Below are 22,082 nucleotides of genomic sequence, written 5' to 3' on the forward strand. Positions count from 1 at the left end.
GGCTTATGAAGACATTACTAACATCGGGGTGTACTAATCAACGGGGAGCAGGTCATGACGTGTTGCGATGGGAGTATTATTATCGAAGTAATCGATATGCGTCAAATTAAATCGATAGACAGGGGCGAAAAAAAACAGCAGGTCATGACATGACCCACGAAATGTGGAAGGAGATAGAGGGGCTTATTTAGTAGGGGGAATAAGGTTTCTTTTTTGTAGATAGGCCTTTGCGAAATTATCAAGTTCCTCAAGACGCATGTCTATAAGGCTGATAATTCTCTCTTTTTCATCTTCAGTTGGTAACTGTTCAAACGCATTAAGAAGCCTTGCCTGGAGTTCAGAAGACGGCTTGATTTGAACGTTTGTCTCCCATGGGTCCCTATCTTGAGATACTTCACCATCTTCCATAAAAAACCATGAAAGCGGATAACCCGTTGCTGCCGGCAGAAGATTTAAGATTTCAGATCTAGGCAGAATATCAGAGTTACACCAGCCGCTTACCGACTGAGCCTTAACTCCCAACCTGCGGGCTAGCTCAGATTGAGATATGTCGAGATCTTTTATAGCCCTTTGCAATCTCTTTCCGAAGTTCATCTCTTCATCCAATTCATAAAGTTACCACTAATTATACAGATTTTTTCTGTAGGCCTAACTATCGAAATAATTTGACGATATCGATTTAATTTGTTTTATTGTCTTCCATCGACAACTAATGAGATCAACCGATGAAGACATCAACCCAAAAAAAACTCTTGAACATCTGCAGCCAAGCTGAGCTCGGCCGCCGTATGAAAAGGAGAGCCCAAACAGTTAATGGGTGGTTTAAAAATAAAATACCAGGAGAGCTAGTGATCAAGGTGAGCAAAGCTGTCGACTGGAAGGTAACACCACACGAATTGCGCCCAGATCTTTATCCGAACCCTGCTGATGGACTTCCAAAGGAGTAACCATGCAAACCATCTCTTTTGAAAATCATACCCCGGTGAAAGGTATGCAGCTGAAAACAGAAAATCAGTATTCGCCACGTCGCCGGGATGGCATGCAGTGTCAAAAAATCTATGCCGCCGTGCAGGAGTGGGAATCCACCATCCCCGGAAAATCTCAGGAGGTGGTGGCTCAGCTGGTGGCCGAACAATGGGAAAAACAAAACGGTCGAGGAATCAGCGTTAACAAACAAAACCTGTACCGCTATCTGAAGAACGAAGCCGGTTCCGAAAAGTACACCAGTTATGTGATCCAGCTTTCCTCAGCAATTGCTGATGCGATGCCGATCGAAATCGCCCGTAAATATGGGTTGAAGCACGGGTTAACGGAAACTGAGCTGGTGGCCAGTGCGATCAAAGAATGCAGCGAAGCTCACCAGGCGAAGTTGTTAGGCGCTCCAGTTCAGAAGCTTGAACGCGAGATAAGGGAGGCCGCAATTGCTTTGTTTAACCTGCTACCTGCAGATCTGGCGGGACCACTACTGGCGAGCGTAGCCGCCGTAGCGCCACAGTGTTTTTAATCGAGTTTAGACCAATGACCATAAATCCTCTGCAAGTCGAGGGTAGGAGTAACCATGGCAGCACTGCCTTACATGCAACTCTACATTGCTGACTATCTGGCAGACACCATGCATTTGTCTACAGAAGAGCATGGAGCGTACCTGCTGCTGATGTTCAATTACTGGCAGACAGGCAGGCCGATCCCAAAAAACCGACTGGCGAAAATTGCACGGTTGAGCAACGACCGTTGGATTGCCGTTGAAGCTTCGTTGAAAGAGTTTTTCAACGACAACGGTACGGAATGGGTTCAGGAACGAATCGAGCGGGACCTTGAAGCCGTAAAAATGTCGATTAGTCAGAAGTCAGCAGCAGGGAAAGCCTCTGCACAGGCTAGAAAAGCCAAAAAATCAACGAAAGGCCAACAAAACGGGAACGGTCGTTCAACGGGTGTTGATTCTCCGTTTGAACAGAACTCCAACGGAAACCCAACTAATAAAGATACAGATACAGATACAGATACAGATCTAATAAATAAAACCAGAGAGAGAGAAGCGCGCGAGCCCGACGAAGAACGGGACGGGAATAACCCCGAGTACATCGCGCCTTTCGGGAAATTCTCGATCACTCCTGAATGGAAGCCGGGGCCCGACTTCGTGAAACAAGCCGCTTTGTGGGGTGTTAATCTTGGCCCCGAACCGGGCTATTCACAGGAGGAATTACAGCAGTTTCGCGATTACTGGGGGCCAGAGGGGAAGGTGAAGCACCACCAGCAGTGGGAGCAGGCGTTTGCACAAAGCCTCAGAAACTCCCGGGCACAGCCACGGAACTTCACTGGCTGTTCGAAAAAACCAGCGGGGATAAAGATTTCTCAACCTGACACAACGATCCCACCGGGATTCAGGGGCTAGCCATGAAATCAACGAGTGACCTGTTTAGCCGTTTACAAAAAATGATGCCACCGGGTGTTCAGCCTCGCTTCCAGAACGCGCAGGAGTTGATGGAGTGGCAGCGCACGGAGGGGGAAAAACGAGCTGCCGAAGTCGAGAAAGAAAACCGGAAGGTGCGCACCGAAAAGATTTTCGGGCGGTCTGGCATCTGTGATCTTCACCGCGGCTGTACGTTCGCCAGCTACCAGGTGAACAACGAAGGTCAGCGCCACGCGTTGAGCATGGCCAAGAGCTATGCCGAACATTTCGGTACTGGATTCGCCAGCTTCATTTTCAGCGGTGGCTGCGGCACAGGAAAAAACCATTTGGCGGCGGCCATCGGCAACAGCCTGATCAAGCGAGATCACAGCGTACTGGTTATCACCGTGATGGACCTGATGCTGAAAGTTCGGGAGTGCTACGACGGTGGCCAGTCCGAAGCGTCTCTGCTGGATAGCCTATGCCGTGTTGACCTGCTGGTACTTGATGAAGTCGGAGTACAGCGCGAAACACGCGGCGAACAGGTGGTGCTTAACCAGATTATCGACCGCCGCCTGGCGGCAATGAAGCCGGTCGGGGTGTTGACCAACCTCAACCATGACGAGCTGACGAATATCTTAGGCGAGCGAGTTATGGATCGCCTGACGATGGATGGCGGTATCTGGGTGAATTTTACCTGGGGAAGTTACCGCAAAAACGTGACCCATCTACGGGTCGTTAAGTAACAAAGCGAGTTTTGACCAATGACCAAAAAGACCAAAAACCGAGTAACACAGGCGCAGCTGGTGCTCGCCATCGTGGACAGAACGCCAGATTGCGTCCTGCAGGATGTGTGTGAAGTTCTGGAACTCCCATCGAGCAGCGCTGGTAATCATCTGCGCAGCCTCCACAACGCCGGAAAACTGCGCCGGGAGCATAACGGCACCCAGTTTGTGTATTACGTTGCGGCTGGAACCGAGGTGCCTGATGTTGAACTACCGAACATGGAACCGCGGCCAGCAGTTGAGAACATGCAGGAAGTTCAGGCAGCGATAGGCCAGGCCAAAAAACTGGAAGGCAAAGGGTTGTGGCGCCGCGCTGCGACAGTTTATACGGCAGTCATGGGGATGGCCGGTACTTCAAACGAGCTGTGGAGAATCGCCAGAATGCGGTCTCGCTGCCTTCGTAATGCTCAGAGGTGCTAACGATGACCAGGAGAATGCGGAAGAAATGTAAGGACTGGTGCCGAGCTGAATTAATCGTTGTTCATCAGTGTAGCGGGAACATGAGAGTAAAACAGATTGGTTTGCTCATTGGGCGCTCAGAATCTGCGGTCAGAACGAAAGCCCGGGAAGTTGGTATTAATTTGCGACTCCGCGGCAGGTTCCACCAGTCGGTTAAATATCCGGAAGCGGATGTGGAGCTTGCGCGCGAACTGCACGCTGGTGGGGTGAAACTCCGGGATATAGCTGAAAAGTTAGAGCTGCCGCTGGGCATGGTGAAACGGTATGTGTATCTGGAGCGGAGAGCATGAACGAAACCACTGTGAAAGAAACCAAAAAGGCGATCGCAATTATCGCTGAATACCTCCAGCGCGCCAGCCGGAACGAGCAGCTGCAGGAAGCCAAAGTTCGCCTGGATAAGAAAATTGTTCTGCTTTCCGACGATGAGAACTGCGATCAGGGCATGCTGATGGCTGCGTTTGTACCGGCCATGACCAGCCACACCCGGGAGAAGTTTTTCGAAGAGATCGCCGCAGCACTCGAAGGAGCCAAGCAATGAGCAATCTGATTTTCCTGAAATGCATCAAAGACACCGTAGGTTACTGGTCTGAAGGTGAAATGTATCCGGCCCGTGTTGTTACTGGCGGCTTCGTTCTGGTTGGTGATGATGACGACCCAAGCGGCGAAGAATGGAGCGCAACCCCGATTGAATATCGGGAAGATGGTTCAATCGTCTATCAGATCGGCGGGGTTGAAGGCGACGTTTTATTTGAGGAGTCAGCCCAATGAACGATATCACCGTACTGGTAGAGCGTATGAAAGTGACATGAGGAAAAGATTTATAAACTATGATTGTTTTTATGCTTACTAAGCTGACGAAGTATTAGGTCTGATGCATAATTAAATAATACTCACATTCCTAAACTATCAGGTGATGTAATTAAATTAATCATAAATGTTGTCTTTGTATTAAGGAACCAGTTTGAAAAAGAGAACTAGTTGTTTAGTTATTAGCAGTATCCTGGGAAGCGCGGGAATGTTGACCGCACCAGCGGTTTGGGCTGACTGTACAGACCCCGCTGGTGTGACGGTAACGTGTAATAATAGCGTTACGGCACCGCAACAATTTCAAACTTATGGGCAAAGCGTGATTATTGAGTCAGGCACGCAGTTTAAAACGACGGGAGGAAGTGAAGCCGTCTACTTTTCCAGTCATGGCGCAAATCTACAGAATAACGGCAGCATTTCTTCGGATGGCGATGGTATCCGGTTCTTTTCCACAAATAATTCGCAGGTCATTAATAGCGGTACAATTAGTACGCCTGGTGATAACAGTAACGCCATAAACGTGGCAGAGGTATCTGATAGCGCGCTGGAGAATAAGGGGACGTTGACCACAACCGGCGCTGCTGGTAATGGGATCCTGCTGAACGCTGTCGCGCGGATGTCGGTTAAGAACTCGGGGAGTATCACCACATCAGGCGCAGTCGCTGATGGCATTCATGCAAACTCCACTCAAAGCAGTCAAATCGCCAACCAGGGGAATATCACCGTTAATGGCGCGGGCAGCAACGGTATCTATGTCGGGAGTAAGGTCAAGGATACGACCATTCAAAACCTTGATGGTGGTGTTATTTACGCGCCGAATGGGAATGGCATTACCGTTGGTGATTCTGCGGCGATTAGTACGTTGCTCAATACGGGGATCGTTGATGGCGGCGTTGCCGGCGTATACCTTGGCGGAACGTCTCAGACCGGTACGCTAGTCAATACGGGGACGATTATTGGCGGCGGTAGCGGCAATGCGGTCGTGATAGAGAATTCTGCCGTGGTAAACCAGTTCGAAAACAAAGGAATAATTGGCGCGTTAAACGGTGATGCGATTCAGGTGGCCAGCACCAGCACAATAGTGGGGGGCATCAATAACGAAGGGATAATTATTGGGCGTGTCAATGCTCCTAACAGCGCGATGAGTAATAGCGGTATTTTTGAGTTACTCAGCAGCCAGCAGCCCTCGACTGTAAATACTTACGTCCAGAATAGCAATGGTGTGCTGGCGTTGCAGGCAGATAGTACCAGCAGCTATGGTCAACTGAATGTTGCCGGTAACGCTGCCCTGAATGGACGGACGCTGGTGATCACCCAGGGTAGCACCAGCTTCGCTGATGGCGATGAGCTGGTTGATGTCGTCACGGCTAGTAATATCACTGGTTCACCTTCGGCGGTACTGGATGATTCGCTGCGTTATCAGTTTATTCAGGTGCAAACCGGCACCAGCTACTCGCTGAAAATTGCCGAGACGAATCTGACTACCGTCAGTAATACCATTGCTACCACCAGTGATAATCCATCATTAGTCGGCGTTGGGACCGCGCTGGATAACCTCATCAACAATAGTTATGGAGGGTCTAAGAACTGCAACGGCGCGCTGGCGAGTACCGTCTGTGCAATCACCTCGTCCTTTAATGCCGGTCAGGTTCACAAAAATGTGGTGCAGCTTGCCCCATTGATGGATGGCAGCATGCCCTACGTAGCAATGAATAACCTGCGTGCGTTTGGTGACATCGTCAGCGGTCGTCAGGAGTCCGTGCGCGGTCAGGGTTATACCAACGAGTTTAATCCGGAGAAATATCTGTGGATCCGCCCGGTGGGGCGCTGGGATAACCAGTCCAGCCGTGGAGATTACGCTGGGTATAATGCAGATACGCGTGGGTTCGCCATTGGTGCCGATGGTATCATATTAGATAAAACCCGACTGGGTCTGGCCTTAGGCATGAGTCGCACAGATGTTAACGATAATTCTGACGATATCAGGCATGACGCACGCGTGGACAGCTGGAACTTGCTTGCATATGGCGGATATGACTTTACCTCAGACACGGGGATGACCTGGCAGACTGGCTTCGGGCGCAATAATACGACGGGTAATCGTTACCTGAATATTGAAAACCCTAACGATGGCAGCACCGCTTACAATGGTGTGGCGCATTCTGACTACGATAGTGACACCTTCCAGGCCGGGCTTGGGTTCCAAAGCACCTTCCACCCGCAGGACAATGTGACGCTTACTCCTGAACTGCGTACAGATTACTATCGCGTGAAGGATAAAGGTTATCAGGAGACTGGCGCAGCGGATGTCGGCCTGAAGGTGAGAGGGGCCACAACCGAGGCTCTGATAGTTTCCAGCAAGTTGAAAGCGGGTATCAAGCTATCGGAGATTGTTGACGTACATGGTTATGTTGGGGCTGGTTACGATACGAAGAACGATCGCAGCGAGACCACCACGGCATTTATCGGTGCCGCCGACTCGCCATTTACCTATCGTGGCATGAGTGAAAGCCCATGGATTGCAATGGCTGGTGTTGGGGTAACGGCAAAGTTCAGCGATGTGCTTGACGGCACGGTACAATACGATGCCAGTCAGCGAACAAAATTCACCAGTCAGGGTATTAGCCTGAAGGTTCGTTACGCGTTCTGAATACCGTTCAAGACTATGATTAGCCAGCGACTGACTCTCGCTGGCTTTTTTATTTGATGAATCTACTATGCATGTATAAGCCGAAGTGTTTAGACATGGATAAGCTGTGGTATTGCGAATACACGTAGTGGTACATCATTGACCAGGACTACACGGGCAAAAAGTACCCGAAGGACAAGCAGGTTGCGCGCTGCGGTAACTCCGTGCCGCCTCCGTTCGCTGAGGCGTTGGTAAGGGCTAATTTACCGGAGCTGTGCCAGTCGAAACAAAAAGCGGCGTGATGATGAGATCTTATAGCGCTGCTATTCGTTACATTGATGAGAAAAAAAACAATCACTTAAGCCGCATGCCGCGGCTTTTTTCATGTCCCATAAACAGGGGGCGCAAGGATAAACAAGACATGATAGGAATACGTTGAGATTATGCATTTATCTACATGAACTTGAGCTACAACAAAATGACAATTGTTTTTATCCCACCACTGATACGACTACTCATTGTAAAAGAGAAGGAAGTGAGCAGACCACTCACCCGGGAAGAGGTGGAATCCATACGTGATAAAGCAACAGCCGTTGAATTACCAGAAGATGTTGCTGAGGCGATGACGGAAGAGAGGGGTTATCCTGATATCGACCCGGAACATGTATGGGAAGAATGGCTGTCTTTTAGATGACAGAACGCTAGCAACCTTCTCTTCTGTAAGTTGATATGTATCAAAGCCCACGCCGATACGTATTGTTAGCGCCAGATTGCTTTGCTGTTATGTGTTTATAAATTATGGATGCACAGAGATAGCAGGAGGCAGGGATGATAGTAAACAACATCAAACTGGCTAATGGGCTGCTCGCTAAAATCATACTCTGTATTGTGGTGCTTCTACTTTGCTTGGCGGTCTTTTTTACAACCAACACATCAAATAAATCACCTGAAAATATAGTGCGTAAGGAGCGTTTAGCCAGTGGGTTACAGTTATACGTTACAAAATTTGAAAGAAACACGGAAGAAAATGTCTTCAGTTACTATCTGAAGAGTGCGTCAACTCATGAATCGTCCCTTGAGGAGGAACTGTTGAATTTGCGACCAGTGTTTGTTTCAGACAACGGAGATGGTATTTTTTCCTGCAATGGCGGGACATTGAACGTATCCATATCTGGAATTATTTGGGCGTTCACCAGTATGAATATCCCCGCGGGAAGTTGTGGCAAGGATTCTTCTGATATACAGATTAATATTCAAACCAGGTAATCAGGATTGGCTTTTGAAGCTTCGTCAACTTCCATGAGAACTGACCAAGAACATCTTAACCCGCTACGGCGGGTTTTTTGTTGCTGATGTAAAAACACAATGGAAACAACGCGGTAACTTTCACAAAAAATGCTTTTTCGGGATTGATAAATCTCCTGTATGGGTATACTGTTTATTTATACAGTATTTCGAGCGGGAGGAATTATGAAAGTTGAAGTGACGATCGACAAAACCAAAAAACTGCCCACTGGCGCAGAAGATGCGCTGCAAACTGAACTGCTTCGCCGCCTGAATCAGAGCTTTGAAGATTGCAGGTTGATTGTGCGCCGCGCGGGTTCTGATGGCCTCAGCGTTATCGGTGGCGCAGATGGCGACAAAAAGCGAGTAGAGGAAATCCTGCAGGAAACGTGGGAAAGCGCAGACGACTGGTTTTATTAATTCGACGCTGACACATTGCCGTAGCGAGGGTTTTTTAGTGGAACAAAAACAGAATATGCCTGACCGTGGGTATGTTGTAATCAGGTGTGATGACGGCGTTATAGTCGCCAGGCTGGCGTCATTCCCCGTAACTGAACGTGCTTTGATGTACCGCCGCGGCGATATGGTTTCTTTCATGCCATTGCAGCCAGATGAAATTGTCGGCACTCCGTCATTATTCGCACAAATGATTGAAATGGCGAAGTCCAGACCCGGTTACCTCATTCCGTCTGGTTCTGCTAAACTCCCGTCATAGGCCTGAACAACCTATACCTGCTGCGCCACGGAGACACCATGGCGCAAAAAATACACACCACGAATTACTCCCTGATGTGCAGCCACGTCAGCGGTTTCTTTTTGTCTTTTTTCTGCCGGGGTACGGTATGAAAAGAGACTGGTTTTACCATGACAACCTGACCGAAGAACAGGCCGAAGAGCTGGTGGCCCGTTATCGCGCGAATAACATCATCGTAGAAAAAAGCCTCGATGTTGATCCTCGTTTTTGGGTTGTATCAGCGTTACTGCCTGTATCAAACGGCCACCAGCGTACACAGCGCTCTATGTGCTCGCGAGGGTGGAAATGAACGAGAAGGTTTTCAACATTACCCCGCTGGGCAAACCACGAATGACCCGCGCCGATAAATGGAAGAAGCGCCCGGAGGTTCTCCGGTACCGTGCTTTCTGTGATGAGGTGAGGCTGAACAATGTCTCGCTCCCGGAAAGCGGGTATCACGTTATTTTTGTGCTGCCGATGCCGCCGAGCTGGAGCAAAAAGAAACGGTCCCTGATGGACGGGAAGCCCCACCAGCAAAAACCCGATAAAGACAATTTAGAGAAAGCGCTGCTGGATGCCATTTTTGGCGAGGATAGCCATATCTGGGATGGACGTGTAACCAAAATCTGGGGCGAAACCGGAAAGATGATCATCCGGGAGGGGGAACCGTGCGAGCTCTCCTGATGCCTGAGATTGCCCGTCATATGGGAATTGTTCTGCTGAAGCCAGGCAAGGAGCTGATGGGCTTGTTCAGCGCCGGCCGCGTTCTGATTGAACAGCAACCGGACTCCATGAAGGATTTACCGTCGGGAAAAATAGCGGATGCTCGCCAGTTGCTGGCAGAAGACCCGACGTTAACCCCTTTCTTTCTGGATGCGCGTGTTGTTCGCGCTGCTGGTGGCGTTTCGGCGCTTGAAGACTGGCTGGGACGGCATGTTTCAAAATGCCAGTGGCCACACAGCAACTACCACCACCGCGAGCTGGTTATGTTCCGGCATGAACTGGGGGCGATAGTTGCCTGCTGGCATTGTGACAACGAATTACGCAACCAGAGCGACAAAGTTCTGGATGATTTGATCGCCAGAAACCTCACTGATTGGGTGATTGAATGTGTGCGGATCAAAACCGGCTGCGCGGCGGACAGAATGCTTTCGCTGGCTGAATTGTGCTGGTGGGCTGTATCTGAGGGGATAGGCGATGCAATAACCGAAAATATGGCGAGCCGCTCCATTGGCCTCAAAGATGACCCTATCCAGTCAGTCTACAAAGAAAGCGAGATAGTTCCGTCACGTCCTGCAGCGGACATACTCGCCGAACGAGTTAGTCTTGTTCCCGCTCGGCCAGCCGCTGCTGAACCACAAACGCAACCTAAAGCCGTAAAACCAGTTGTTCAGGTTCAGGTGGACGCTGAAGCCCCGGCCACATTATTCGCGCGGCCAAAGCGTATTCGCTGGATCTCTCCGCGCTTTATTGAGTGGGTTAAAACCCAGCCGTGTGTGTGCTGCGGGCAGCGGTCCGGTGATGCCCACCACCTCATCGGATGGGGGCAGGGGGGAATGGCAACCAAAGCCCACGACATTTTCACCATACCGCTATGCCGGGTTCATCATCGGCAGTTACATGACAATCCCGCCGCATTCGAGCGCGAGTATGCGCCGCAGCCAGTGTTAATCATTCAATTGCTGGACCGGGCCTATGCGCTCGGCGTTCTGGCGTAAAGGAGAAATTTATGCGTGATATGTATGAAGTAATGGATATGTGGGGCGCTTGGGCGGCCGCAGAAAGCAGCGGCGTTGACTGGCAGCCTATTGCTGCAGGGTTTAAAGGGTTGTTACCGCATGGAAAGAAATCACGTCTTCAATGTGATGATGATGAGGGGATCATGATTGATGGTTGCGTGGCACGCTTGCGTCAGTACAAGCCGGAAGATTACGAACTTATTGTTTCTCACTTTGTGATTGGTATTTCGTTACGCAGAATTGCAAAAAAGAGAAAGTGTTCAGATGGTACAATCCGGAAGGAATTACAGTCTGCTTTAGGTTTTGTTGATGGTCTATTATACCTTCTTAAGGGATAGACGGTATAAATTTTAGAGCAATACCTACGATGCCTACGCAGGTGGGCATCCAAGCTAAAGACAACAAACAGTCTAGAACATTTCTACAAAAAATTTCATTGTCATTTAGTTTATCTGTAACTTCTTTTAAGCTAATTTTAAGGTCGGTGGTATCATCTTTTATCCGAGTGTTTAATTGCTGGAATAAAACCTCCTTAGAATGTGATATGCGCTCAAGTTGTTTTTTTTGTGAGATTAACATTGCTGAGGAGATTACAGCTGTGATAATCACACCAACGAAAGTAATAACCCACTCCGAGTTCTCTGTGAATTTAAATATGGCTAGGGATGCAGCAAGGGAAATAGGTATTGCTAATGCTTTGTTTGAAATTTCAGAAATAATTTTTGATAGTTTTTCTGAGTATTCCATTTCGGCATCAACAACTTCTTTCCGAGCTTTATGGAAAGAAAACGCAGACATGTATGCAGCTAAGTTGTTGGAATATAACATACATATATCATTCCAATGTTTGATTATTCCTGAGAAAGAGTTGCCATTACTTTCTACGTATTCAATTATCGTATTTCTGAACGTGTTGATCTTTTCTATATAATGAATATCCACACTGGATTCTAGTGTTACAAGCGATTTTATCAAATCCAAATCAATAACTTCGTCATCTACAGTATCTGCCGAAAAATTAGTTTCAATTACGATGGATTTTGACTTTGATTCTGAATGAAGAACAAACACAAGTCTAAAAAAGGTTCCTTTGCTATCATTTTTAATGTCATGAAAATGAGCTAGCTTTGAAAGGTTGATGATAAGACCGCATATGCTTTCTATTTTTTCAATAAAAAGTGGTTTTTGCTTGTCCGCAGAATAATAATCATCTTCAACTATGTAATAAAATTCTGGCATCACTCCCTTTTTAAGTGTGTGTATTTTTATAAAATCGTTCCTGTTTTTGTAAAACCCATTAGCACTACCTTGATTAACCTTGAACGTAAATGACAGTTCTTTTGCTTTCTCTGGGAATTGTTTCACTCCATAATATGGGGTTCCATCGATTTCAACCTCGTCAATAGAACCGTATTTAGAGTTTAAATTGTATAATTTTTCAAATTAAGATTTTATGTTTGAGGTAAAATCAATGCATGCAGAGAACTTATCGCCATCAAAAGATGTGCGATTTGTTAATCTGAATAGTTCAACCACTAAACTAAAATCATTCATTTTAATTAGTCACCTTCACTTGGAGTGTTCAATTCTTTTAAGGCATTTCTAATCTTAGTTACTGCCTCTATAGGTAGATTATTAAAAGTTAAGCTCGCATCCTCGTCATTATAATATACTTTTGCATCAATAGTCGAGCCAAGTAAATCTTTATCGAAATTAAAGCTTAACGAGGGGGTTTTATAAATAACATTGCGAATTTTGTCTAATGAGTTTTTATTTATGACGAATTCAGAGGGAATCCGAACATCTTCACTGTTGAGATGTCTCATCAGCTTCTCAACTAACACAGTACGCTCACTCTCATCCATTGTGGACATTTGGTTAATAGCTACGGCTTCTATGTCAGCAAGTTTTGCAGAGTGTTTATTTTCGAACTGTTTTTCCAGATATTTGATCACATCATTTCTGAATATTTCAGCATGTGCTTTTAGTGCTGGTTCAGCCCTGCAAAAACGTCTTATCTCATCAGGAAGTTTCCTGGTCGCTCCAGCGGAAGCGATTCCTTTATCGCATCCTAAAGCCGCTATAAAGTAAGCTGCTGCTGATTGTCCGGTGGTTTTACTGATAAAACTTAAGTAGCTAAGTTCTGTCTTTTTGACTTCATCTGCAACTTGATATTCTTCATAATACCTAAAATTGATTTTTGCAGCCTGATTTATATTGCCTAGCTCCAAATGAATCATCTCTTCAGGTTCTAGATTGTCACTTATTGTTACACCGTTAGTTTTTTTAATCATTGTCACTAAAAGATAACGCAATCCAGAAATTATGTAATCAGTGAAAACGACGTAACCGCCAGATGCCCAAGGTTGACTTATTGCAGAATGATACATTTCTTTCATAACCTCTTTAGTTAAGGTTATAAAATCTTCTGAGACAGAATCCTTAACTAAGGAATAGTTGTGAAACAGACCGGGTACCGGGCCCTGTTTATTCTTATCACTGATAAAAATCCCGTAATGTGCGGAATTACCTTTCGAACCATATAAATCTATCACGCCATCAACAAGTTTCTTCACAATCTCGTTAGATTTATCGAGTTCAGTGTCACGTAAATTGTAAGGCTTCGAATGATCAAAATCCTTGTTCGATTCCTTTATCAACTCATGAACTATGACGTGTCTGATAGCCGTTTTGGTCATTTTTTGGACGCCCTTGTCGTAAAGCCGTATTTTCCGTATGAGATTAATAAAAAACTAACGCGTACGCAAAATCTATCTTAATGTGATAAGACTATTTGCTTAGTCACATCACTTAATCTATGAACCCCGTCTATTTGTTGACGGGTACTGCCGTTTCTCGGGCTGCCTTATGGCAGCCTTTTTTGTTTTCATAAACACACACCCGCATTCAGCGAGGTGAGAGCATGTATCGAATGGACAAACTGACAACAGGCATTGCCTACGGTGCATCAGCCGGTAACGCCGGATTCTGGGTGCTTCAATTGCTGGACAAAGTAACCCCATCACAGTGGGCCGCAATTGGAGTGCTCGGAAGCCTGATGTTTGGCCTGCTGACTTATCTGACGAACCTGTTTTTCAAAATCAAAGAGGATCGGCGAAAGGCCGCGCGGGGTGAGTGATGTCGAACAAAGTGAAGTTCAGCGCCGCAATGTTGGCCCTTCTCGCTGCCGGGGCAACTGCTCCTGAATTGTTTGATCAGTTCATTAGCGAGAAAGAAGGCAATGCGCTGGTCGCCGTAGTCGATCCTGGTGGCGTCTGGACGCTATGTCATGGTGTCACTGTAATCGACGGTAAACGTGTCGTTAAGGGTATGACCGCGACCGAAGCGCAGTGCAAGAAGGTTAACGCCGTTGAACGTGATAAGGCGCTGGCATGGGTCGACCGCAATATCAAGGTACCGCTGTCTGAGCCGCAGAAGGTCGGTATCGCGTCGTTCTGTCCGTATAACATCGGTCCTGGTAAATGTTACCCATCCACATTCTATAGCCGCATGAACGCCGGTGACATGAAGGGTGCCTGCGAAGCTATCCGTTGGTGGATTAAAGACGGTGGCCGCGATTGCCGCCTGACCAAAGGCCAGAAGAATGGCTGCTATGGTCAGGTGGAACGTCGGGACCAGGAAAGCGCGCTGACGTGCTGGGGGATAGACCAGTGAAGCCCATCAGCATCTGTATCATTATGGTTGTCGCATTGTCTGGAACGTTCCTCGCTGGTAGTGAGTGGACGAACCGCGGCTGGAAAATAAAGTGGGCTGAACGGGATAACGCCGAATCCTCACAGAAAGTGAATGCGCAGACCGCCGCGCGATGGATTGAACAAGGGCGAACCGTTGCCCGTGATGAGGCTGTGAAAGATGCTCAAGCTAAAGCAGCGAGCGCTGCCGTTACTTCTGCTGGCCTGGCTACCACTGTTAGCCAGCTGCAACAGCAAGCCAGAAAGCTCACTACCCGCTTGGACGCCGCAAAGCACACCTCAGATCTTGCCGCTGCCGTCAGAAGCAAAACAGCAGGTGCCGATGCCGCAATGCTCGCCGACATGCTCGGAAGTCTTGCAGAAGAAGCTAAATATTATGCTGGAATCGCTGACGAACGCTACCGCGCTGGAATGACGTGTGAGCGGATTTACGAATCAGTAAGGGGCTCGAATAACAATCCGTGAACTATGAATTAAGCATTACAAATGCTCACATGGTAGTGGGGTTAATAATGGTTATTGAATGTAAAAATGCGTCAGACATAATGGTACCTCCATATTACTGACGGAAGAATGTAAATGACTGACAACTTTGACTGGGATGACGAGCGCAAACAGCTTGAGCACTTGAGTGATGAAGAGTTGGAGCAGCTGGCTAGGGAGTACGATCTCCTTCCTGAAGGTGTATCTCTTGAAGATAAGTCCGAAGAGTTTGTTGATGGTCTTATAGGGGAAATTATAGAGGCTAAGGCTTATCATGATTCACAAGATGAAGAATGGAATGAGCAGCAAGACATCATCGAGCAGCAAAGACGTGATGCAAATTACTGATTACACATAATGTAGAAGAAGGTCGCGAAGGCGGCCTTTTTTATTACATTTGTTGATAATTACTATCATTTACGCGGGTCCTCCTGACGATTCTGAACACCGAGGGGGCGAGGACACGCGGAAAACGGCTAGTTTTTTGCATTTTATGGGTTTCATCATCATCCGTTTAACCTCTTGATATTTCAGTCCTGAGCATTTGCAGGATGTCGAAATGACTATTTTTTGTTCACCATCATGGATAACGAACTGAAAAATCTCCGGCTGAATATCACTCAGCTGGCAGCCATTACCGATCTGCACCGCCAGACGGTCGCAGGCAAGCTGGCAAATGTGCAACCCGCACACGGCAGCAATCCGAAACTCAAGCTTTATGCTGTCACCGATATTTTGCGGGAGCTGCTGACAAGCACCACACCGTCCGAGCGGGTGGACGTCGACAAAATGATCCCCCCGGATCGTAAAGCCTGGTTTCAGTCAGAGCGCGAAAGGCTCAAGTTTCAGCAGGAAACCGGGGAGCTGATCCCAGCATCTGAAGTCACCAGGGAGTTTTCCTCCATGGCGAAGGCGATGGTTCAGGTGCTGGAAACGTTACCCGATATTCTTGAGCGCGATTGCGCCATGACGCCTGCAGCGGTTGTCAGGGTGCAGCAGGTTATTGACGATCTGCGCGATCAGATAGCCCTCAAAGTTGAGCAGGCCGACTCACCGGAACAGGAGGATACGCCAGAAGAGGAGTAAGTCATGCGACAGGCCACGGCAGCGGAAGTCAGGCGTAATGCTTCCGCCATTCTCAAAGCCCCGCGCCGTATGCCTGTGGCTGAGGCGGTTCAGAAATTTATGCGCGTACCCATGGGGGCTGGTAACTCGGTACCGTGGGACCCTGCCGTTGCCCCGTATGTGATTGAGCCGATGAACTGCCTCGCGATGCGTGAATACGATGCGGTGGTGTTTGTTGGGCCGGCACGAACCGGGAAAACTATTGGCCTGGTGGATGGCTGGGTGGTTTACAACATCGTCTGCGACCCGTCCGATATGCTCGTCGTTCAGATGACCGAAGAGAAAGCCCGGGAGCACTCAAAAAAGCGACTGGCCCGAACCTTCCGAGTCAGTCCTGAGGTGGCAAAACGCTTGAGCCCGTTGCGAAACGACAACAACGTGCATGATCGTACTTTTCTGGCGGGCAACTATCTCAAGATTGGCTGGCCTTCAATCAACATCATGTCCTCGTCAGATTTCAAATGTGTGGCGCTCACGGATTATGACCGCTTCCCTGAGGACATCGACGGCGAGGGTGACGGCTTTACCCTGGCCTCCAAACGTACCACGACGTTTATGTCCGCCGGGATGACGCTGGTGGAGTGTTCTCCAGGTCGTGATATTCGTGACAGCAAATGGCGCCGTAAGTCTCCTCATGAAGCGCCACCGACGACAGGTGCGCTTTCTCTGTACAATCGCGGCGATCGCCGTCGGTGGTACTGGCCGTGCCCGCACTGTGGTGAATATTTTCAGCCAGCGATGGAGGCGATGACTGGCTACCGGGATGAACCGGATCCGGTGAAAGCCAGCGAGTCGGCCCATCTGCTTTGTCCGCACTGCAGCAGCGTTATCACCGCAGATAAAAAGCGCGAGCTTAACGGGGTGGGCGTCTGGTTGCGTGAAGGTCAAAGTATTGACCGTGACGGTAATGTTTCCGGTGAGCCACGCCGTTCGCGCATTGCGTCGTTCTGGATGGAAGGCCCGGCGGCTGCCTATCAGACCTGGGCGCAGCTGGTGTACAAGCTGCTGACAGCTGAGCAGGAATATGAGGCCACCGGCAGTGAAGAAACCCTCAAGGCGGTAATCAATACCGACTGGGGGCTACCGTATTTGCCGCGATCGGCAAGTGAACAACGCCGCGCTGATGCGCTGATGCTGCGTGCGGAGGATTACGGTAAACGCCTGGTGCCGCCAAAAGTACGTTTCCTGCTGGCCGCCGTGGACGTCCAGGGCGGCAAAAAGCGGCGTTTCGTCGTGCAGATTATCGGTTACGGCGAAAACGGTGAACGCTGGCTGGTGGATCGCTACAACATCCGCCAGTCGCTGCGCTGCAATGAGCACGGCGAGGCGGAGCCGATCCACCCAGGCGCGTATCCGGAGGATTGGCAACTGCTGGTCTCCGATGTGATGGAAAAAACGTATACCCTTCAGGCTGAACCGACGCGGCGTATGCCGGTGCTGGCCATGGCAGTCGACAGCGGCGGTGAAGAGGGCGTAACCGACAACGCCTATAAATTCTGGCGACAGTGTCGTCGTGACGGCCTGGGTAAACGTGTTTACCTGGTCAAAGGCGACAGCACAAAGCGTCAGAAAATCATCACCAAAACCCACCCGAACAATACCGAACGCAGCGACCGTCGCGCCGATGCGCGTGGCGAGGTGCCCGTGTATCTGCTGCAGACCGATCTGCTTAAAGATCAGCTCAGCAACAATCTGGACCGTGAGGCCCCCGGCGCGGGGTATATCCATTTCCCTGACTGGCTGGGGGAGTGGTTCTACGAGGAACTGACCTATGAAGAACGCGGTGTTGATGGCAAATGGCGAAAACCCGGCAAGGGCGCCAACGAAGCCTTTGACCTCTTCTGCTATGCGCACGCCGTGGCGGTTCTGCGCGGATACGAAAAAATAAGAGACTGGGAAAAACCTCCTGCCTGGGCAGAGCCGCAGGATCTCAATCCAAATATTCATGAAGGGGAACGTCCCCGGGAGATAACCGTGAAAAAAGCAAAACCTGTTCAGTCGCCTGTCCAGGCTGAACCTGAAAAGGGTACCGAGCTGTCCGGCAGCTGGCTGGGATCTTCCGGTAAGGGAGGCTGGCTGTGACAAAAGACGATATCTGGAAAACACTGCTGATGGTGCGCCAGTCTTACCAGGACTCGCTGGACGGCAAGAGTATCTCCTTTACCGGCGTAAATGGTCGCGCCATTACCAACCACGATCCGAAAGCGCTGCGCGACGAGCTTGAATACTGGGAGCGACGCTGGCGTACAGTTAACAGCCGTGGTGGTTCGTACAAACTCGCTAACTTTCTGTAAGGCGTCTTATGGGCATTCTTGAAAGAACACTGGGGGCTATTTCCCCCGGGTGGGCAGCAGCGCGTGCGCGGGACCGTCTCCGGCTCAATGCATATGAAGCGGCCAACCCGTCACGGCTGCACAAGGCCAAAAAGCAAAGCCAGTCTGCGGACACCTCGGTATTTGCAGCAGGCAAGTCCCTGCGGGAACAGGCCCGCTGGCTTGATGAAAACCATGACCTCGTGATCGGCCTGTTCGACAAAATGGAAGACCGGGTAATCGGTGCCCACGGCATCCATGTTGAGCCTCAGCCACTCGATCTGGAAGGCAATCTCCATTCCGATTTTGCCGGGCAGCTTTCGGCACTCTGGGCGGAATGGTCGGTGCGTCCGGAAGTAACCGGCATGTTTACCCGGCCGGAAGCCGAGCGCCTGCTGTTGCGTTCTGCACTGCGTGACGGGGAAGTGTTCACGCAGCTGGTCAGGGGCAATGTGCCGGGCCTACAGCATGCCACCTCCGTACCGTTCTCGCTGGAAATGCTGGAGGCGGATTTTGTACCTTTCAACCTGAACAGCACCGCCGGCCAGCAGGTTCGGCAGGGCATCATCGTGAACGACTGGGGCCGCCCTGTCGGGTACCGGGTTTACAAATACCACCCGGCGAACATGACGCGGTTCAGCGCTGAACTCAAAACCGTCTCAGCTGACAACATGCTTCACCTGGCGCAGCGCAAGCGACTGCACCAGCTACGGGGTATTAGCCTGATCCACGGGGTCATTACCCGTCTGTCAGACATTAAGGATTATGAAGAGAGCGAGCGCGTGGCCGCCCGTATTGCCGCTGCGCTGGGGTTTTATATCAAGCGTGGCGATGCGCAGTCTCTTGGCGATGAAAGTGAGTTTTCACCGCCCGGTGGTCAGCGTCACTACGATATCGCGCCGGGCATGATTTACGACGAACTCCGGCCCGGCGAAGACCTGGGCATGGTGGAATCAAACCGCCCGAACGTTCATCTCTACGAATTCCGAAACGGGCAGATGCGGGCCGTGGCCGCAGGTACGCGCGGCAGCTATTCCAGCATTGCCCGGGACTATAACGGTACCTACAGCTCCCAGCGTCAGGAGCTGGTGGAGAGCTTCGAAGGGTACAACGTCCTGCAACAGTGGTTTGTCGGCCAGCACAGCCGGCCCGTTTACCGCGCATGGCTGGCGATGGCGTTGCTGAGCGGCGTTGAAGTCCCGCCGGATGTGGATCCGAATTCTCTCTATAACGCGCTTTATCTCGGGCCGGTGATGCCGTGGATTGATCCGGGCAAAGAGGCGAACGCCTGGAAAGCCATTGTGCGTGGCGGCGCGGGTACCGAAGCGGAATGGGCGCGGGCCAGGGGAAAAAATCCTCAGGAGGTTAAGCGCCAGCGACTGCGTGAAACAGAATTTAACCGTAAACACGGGCTGGTGTTTGATTCCGACGCCGCCAATGACAAAGGAGCGATGCCAGATGCAACGGCAAAACCAGACGATAAACGGCGTGAGCCGGACGATGATGATTGACCCCCGCGCCAGCCTGGCGGGTGTCGATGCGGCAAACGGTCAGTGCTGGTACGAAATCCGCGCGCTGGCTGCCGGACGGGTCGAAATATTCCTTTATGACGTGATCGGCGACTGGGGCATTACTGCCCAGCAGTTCGTCACTGACTGTAAAGAGGCGGGGGTGTTTGAGGCCAGCGCGTTGGATTTGCATATCCATAGCCCCGGCGGCGATGTCATGCAGGGCTTTGCCATCTACAACACCCTGTCTCGGTTGAAAGCGAAGATCGATATCTGGGTGGACGGTGTGGCGGCCAGCATGGCCTCAATGATTGTCTGCCTGCCGGGCGCCACGGTGCACATGCCGGAAAACGCCTGGATTATGGTTCACAAACCATGGGGCGGTATCGCCGGGGATTCTGACGACATGCGCGATTACGCCGCATGGCTTGATCGTAACGAAGCCCTGATGCTCAGCGCCTACATGAACAAAACCGGACTGGTGCGGGAGGAACTGGAAGCGATGCTGAAAGCGGAAACCTGGCTTAACGGTGCCGAGGCGGTGGAAAAAGGTTTCGCCGACACGCTTGAACCTGAACTGCAGGCCGCGGCCTGTGTGAATGAAAATAAACTGAAGGATTACCAGAATATGCCAGAACAGATTAAATCTCTTTTCACGCCGCGCGCCGAAGCCCCGGTGAATCAGCCACAGCAACCTGCTCCGGTACATCAGCCAGCGCCGGTACAGGCAAACCTTACCCCGCCAGCGCCACAACAGCCTGCGCCGCAGATGGCAAATATCGATATCACCGCGCTGGCCCAGCAGCTGCAACACCAGATGCAGACGGCGAACGCGGAGCGTGTGAATTCCGTCTCAGCCGTATTTGAGGCGTTCCCGGCCTTCGCGACGCTGAAGGCTGAATGCCTGGCCGACTTCACCTGCAACGCTGAAAAAGCCCGCAATAAACTGCTGCAGGCGCTGGCGGCGGGCACCACTCCGAGCGCTGGTCCGGGCGCAATTCATCTTTATGCCGGTAATGGCAATCTGGTTGGTGATTCCATTCGTGCTGCAGTAATGACCCGCGCGGGCTATGCGCAGGCCGAGAAGGATAACGCATACAACGGTTACACCCTGCGCGAACTGGCACGCGCCTCCCTTGTCGATCGCGGTATCGGTATCTCCGGCGCAGGCACGGCACAGGCGATGGTCGGCCTGGCGTTCACCCACAGCAGCAGCGATTTTGGCAATATCCTGATGGATGTGGCACACAAAGCGGCTCTGATGGGCTGGGATGAAGCCACCGAAACCTTTGAACAGTGGACCCGTAAAGGCACGCTGACCGATTTCAAAACTGCGCACCGCGTCGGTCTGGAATCGCTGGCATCGCTTCGTAAGGTCCGCGCCGGGGCAGAATATAAATATGTCACCATTAAGGATCGCGGCGAGCCAATTGCCCTGGCGACCTACGGAGAACTTTTCAGCATTGACCGCCAGACAATCATCAACGATGACCTGGACATGCTGACCCGTATCCCACAGGCAATGGGCCTTGCTGCCCGTGCTACCGTGGGCGATCTGGTGTGGGCGGTGTTGACCAGCAACCCGAAGATGTCCGATGGTAAGCCGCTGTTCCACGCCGATCATGGCAATCTTGTATCCGCCGATCTGAGTATCGAAGGCCTGGATACGGCGCGTAAGGCGATGCTGCTGCAAAAATCGGGCGATCGCCGTCTGAACATTCGCCCGGCCTTTATGCTGACGCCAGTGGCAATTGAGTCACGGGCAAACCAGTTGATCAAATCTGCAAGCGTACCGGGCGCAGATGCCAACAGCGGTATCGTGAACCCAATCCAGAACTTTGTGACGGTGGCTTCCGAGGCTCGCTTGGATGACAGCAGCCCGACGGATTACTACCTGACCGCTGCGCAGGGACGCGACACCATTGAAGTGGCGTATCTGGACGGTATTGATACGCCTTATCTGGAACAGCAGCAGGGCTTCACCGTTGATGGCGCGGCCTTTAAGGTGCGCATTGATGCTGGTGTGGCACCGCTTGACTGGCGCGGGCTGGTTAAAGTCACCAAAAAATAATGACCGCCGCCCTGGCGGTTTTTTTCTATCTGAAGGCAGCCAGGC

At 50.5% G+C, this 22,082-nt stretch carries 28 protein-coding genes; 25 read left to right on the plus strand and 3 right to left on the minus strand.

The window, feature by feature from the left end:
* Positions 1-183 precede the first annotated feature (183 nt).
* Complete coding sequence (locus tag ACW14G_RS02440; protein ID WP_223802914.1) at positions 184-594, minus strand: helix-turn-helix domain-containing protein; 411 nt, start codon at positions 592-594, stop codon at positions 184-186.
* Between the two features lie 131 nt (positions 595-725).
* On the opposite strand from ACW14G_RS02440, the gene ACW14G_RS02445 reads away from it, so the two are divergent.
* From ACW14G_RS02445 to ACW14G_RS02520, 16 genes are all read left to right on the plus strand, one after another.
* The gene (locus tag ACW14G_RS02445) at positions 726-947 is read left to right on the plus strand and encodes a transcriptional regulator (RefSeq protein ID WP_042897101.1); all 222 of its coding nucleotides are present in this window, start codon (positions 726-728) and stop codon (positions 945-947) included.
* Between the two features lie 2 nt (positions 948-949).
* Positions 950-1,504, plus strand: coding sequence for a toxin YdaT family protein (locus tag ACW14G_RS02450; protein WP_455648432.1), 555 nt, complete (start codon positions 950-952; stop codon positions 1,502-1,504).
* A 54-nt stretch (positions 1,505-1,558) separates the two neighbouring features.
* The gene (locus ACW14G_RS02455) at positions 1,559-2,392 is read left to right on the plus strand and encodes a DUF1376 domain-containing protein (protein WP_455648433.1); all 834 of its coding nucleotides are present in this window, start codon (positions 1,559-1,561) and stop codon (positions 2,390-2,392) included.
* 2 nt (positions 2,393-2,394) lie between these two features.
* A complete protein-coding gene (locus tag ACW14G_RS02460) occupies positions 2,395-3,135 on the plus strand; it encodes an ATP-binding protein (RefSeq protein ID WP_455648434.1) in 741 nt (246 codons plus the stop codon).
* 18 nt (positions 3,136-3,153) lie between these two features.
* On the plus strand, positions 3,154-3,594 hold the full coding sequence (locus tag ACW14G_RS02465; protein WP_064546126.1) for a PerC family transcriptional regulator: 441 nt from the start codon (positions 3,154-3,156) through the stop codon (positions 3,592-3,594).
* Positions 3,595-3,608: 14 nt separating this feature from the next.
* Positions 3,609-3,923: a DNA-binding protein gene (locus tag ACW14G_RS02470; RefSeq protein WP_455648475.1), complete on the plus strand. Its 315-nt coding sequence runs from the start codon at positions 3,609-3,611 to the stop codon at positions 3,921-3,923.
* Positions 3,920-4,171: a hypothetical protein gene (locus ACW14G_RS02475; RefSeq protein ID WP_455648435.1), complete on the plus strand. Its 252-nt coding sequence runs from the start codon at positions 3,920-3,922 to the stop codon at positions 4,169-4,171. Before ACW14G_RS02470 ends, ACW14G_RS02475 begins: the two co-directional genes overlap by 4 nt.
* The gene (locus ACW14G_RS02480; RefSeq protein WP_455648436.1) at positions 4,168-4,401 is read left to right on the plus strand and encodes a hypothetical protein; all 234 of its coding nucleotides are present in this window, start codon (positions 4,168-4,170) and stop codon (positions 4,399-4,401) included. The genes ACW14G_RS02475 and ACW14G_RS02480 overlap by 4 nt, the downstream gene beginning before the upstream one ends.
* A gap of 193 nt (positions 4,402-4,594) precedes the next feature.
* On the plus strand, positions 4,595-7,090 hold the full coding sequence (locus ACW14G_RS02485; protein ID WP_455648437.1) for an autotransporter domain-containing protein: 2,496 nt from the start codon (positions 4,595-4,597) through the stop codon (positions 7,088-7,090).
* A gap of 436 nt (positions 7,091-7,526) precedes the next feature.
* A complete protein-coding gene (locus tag ACW14G_RS02490; protein ID WP_455648438.1) occupies positions 7,527-7,763 on the plus strand; it encodes a hypothetical protein in 237 nt (78 codons plus the stop codon).
* 134 nt (positions 7,764-7,897) lie between these two features.
* Positions 7,898-8,335 (plus strand): hypothetical protein, encoded by a 438-nt coding sequence (locus tag ACW14G_RS02495; protein ID WP_455648439.1) that lies wholly within the window; start codon positions 7,898-7,900, stop codon positions 8,333-8,335.
* A gap of 204 nt (positions 8,336-8,539) precedes the next feature.
* On the plus strand, positions 8,540-8,773 hold the full coding sequence (locus tag ACW14G_RS02500; RefSeq protein WP_455648440.1) for a DinI-like family protein: 234 nt from the start codon (positions 8,540-8,542) through the stop codon (positions 8,771-8,773).
* A 422-nt stretch (positions 8,774-9,195) separates the two neighbouring features.
* Positions 9,196-9,396: a hypothetical protein gene (locus tag ACW14G_RS02505; RefSeq protein WP_455648441.1), complete on the plus strand. Its 201-nt coding sequence runs from the start codon at positions 9,196-9,198 to the stop codon at positions 9,394-9,396.
* Positions 9,393-9,770: a RusA family crossover junction endodeoxyribonuclease gene (locus ACW14G_RS02510; protein ID WP_455648442.1), complete on the plus strand. Its 378-nt coding sequence runs from the start codon at positions 9,393-9,395 to the stop codon at positions 9,768-9,770. The genes ACW14G_RS02505 and ACW14G_RS02510 overlap by 4 nt, the downstream gene beginning before the upstream one ends.
* Positions 9,755-10,804, plus strand: coding sequence for a DUF968 domain-containing protein (locus tag ACW14G_RS02515; protein ID WP_455648443.1), 1,050 nt, complete (start codon positions 9,755-9,757; stop codon positions 10,802-10,804). The genes ACW14G_RS02510 and ACW14G_RS02515 overlap by 16 nt, the downstream gene beginning before the upstream one ends.
* Positions 10,805-10,815: 11 nt before the next feature.
* Positions 10,816-11,163, plus strand: coding sequence for an antiterminator Q family protein (locus tag ACW14G_RS02520; RefSeq protein ID WP_455648444.1), 348 nt, complete (start codon positions 10,816-10,818; stop codon positions 11,161-11,163).
* Here ACW14G_RS02520 and ACW14G_RS02525 read toward each other — a convergent pair.
* Together ACW14G_RS02525 and ACW14G_RS02530 are read right to left on the minus strand one after the other, a co-directional pair.
* A complete protein-coding gene (locus ACW14G_RS02525; protein ID WP_455648445.1) occupies positions 11,153-12,190 on the minus strand; it encodes a hypothetical protein in 1,038 nt (345 codons plus the stop codon). The two genes, ACW14G_RS02520 and ACW14G_RS02525, sit on opposite strands and share 11 nt — an antisense overlap.
* Positions 12,191-12,384: 194 nt before the next feature.
* Positions 12,385-13,524, minus strand: coding sequence for a nucleoid-associated protein (locus ACW14G_RS02530; protein WP_455648446.1), 1,140 nt, complete (start codon positions 13,522-13,524; stop codon positions 12,385-12,387).
* 224 nt (positions 13,525-13,748) lie between these two features.
* Here ACW14G_RS02530 and ACW14G_RS02535 point away from each other — a divergent pair, with 224 nt between their 5' ends.
* The 9 genes from ACW14G_RS02535 to ACW14G_RS02575 all read left to right on the plus strand — a co-directional run bounded on the left by ACW14G_RS02535 (position 13,749) and on the right by ACW14G_RS02575 (position 22,037).
* Positions 13,749-13,964, plus strand: coding sequence for a class II holin family protein (locus ACW14G_RS02535; protein ID WP_455648447.1), 216 nt, complete (start codon positions 13,749-13,751; stop codon positions 13,962-13,964).
* Positions 13,964-14,500, plus strand: a complete 537-nt coding sequence (locus tag ACW14G_RS02540) for a lysozyme (RefSeq protein WP_455648448.1) — start codon at positions 13,964-13,966, stop codon at positions 14,498-14,500. Before ACW14G_RS02535 ends, ACW14G_RS02540 begins: the two co-directional genes overlap by 1 nt.
* A 23-nt stretch (positions 14,501-14,523) precedes the next feature.
* Positions 14,524-15,003 carry a DUF2514 domain-containing protein gene (locus tag ACW14G_RS02545; protein WP_455648476.1) on the plus strand — a complete coding sequence of 160 codons (480 nt, stop codon included), beginning with the start codon at positions 14,524-14,526 and terminating at the stop codon, positions 15,001-15,003.
* Positions 15,004-15,117: 114 nt separating this feature from the next.
* Positions 15,118-15,369, plus strand: coding sequence for a hypothetical protein (locus tag ACW14G_RS02550; protein ID WP_455648449.1), 252 nt, complete (start codon positions 15,118-15,120; stop codon positions 15,367-15,369).
* 234 nt (positions 15,370-15,603) lie between these two features.
* Positions 15,604-16,107, plus strand: coding sequence for a DUF1441 family protein (locus ACW14G_RS02555; RefSeq protein WP_455648450.1), 504 nt, complete (start codon positions 15,604-15,606; stop codon positions 16,105-16,107).
* Positions 16,108-16,110: 3 nt separating this feature from the next.
* The gene (locus tag ACW14G_RS02560; protein ID WP_455648451.1) at positions 16,111-18,228 is read left to right on the plus strand and encodes a phage terminase large subunit family protein; all 2,118 of its coding nucleotides are present in this window, start codon (positions 16,111-16,113) and stop codon (positions 18,226-18,228) included.
* The gene (locus tag ACW14G_RS02565) at positions 18,225-18,440 is read left to right on the plus strand and encodes a hypothetical protein (RefSeq protein ID WP_167576089.1); all 216 of its coding nucleotides are present in this window, start codon (positions 18,225-18,227) and stop codon (positions 18,438-18,440) included. Before ACW14G_RS02560 ends, ACW14G_RS02565 begins: the two co-directional genes overlap by 4 nt.
* Positions 18,441-18,448: 8 nt before the next feature.
* A complete protein-coding gene (locus ACW14G_RS02570; RefSeq protein ID WP_455648452.1) occupies positions 18,449-19,969 on the plus strand; it encodes a phage portal protein in 1,521 nt (506 codons plus the stop codon).
* Positions 19,959-22,037: a ClpP-like prohead protease/major capsid protein fusion protein gene (locus ACW14G_RS02575; RefSeq protein WP_455648477.1), complete on the plus strand. Its 2,079-nt coding sequence runs from the start codon at positions 19,959-19,961 to the stop codon at positions 22,035-22,037. The genes ACW14G_RS02570 and ACW14G_RS02575 overlap by 11 nt, the downstream gene beginning before the upstream one ends.
* Positions 22,038-22,082 lie beyond the last annotated feature (45 nt).

The sequence above is a fragment of the Kluyvera sp. genome (assembly GCF_965301105.1).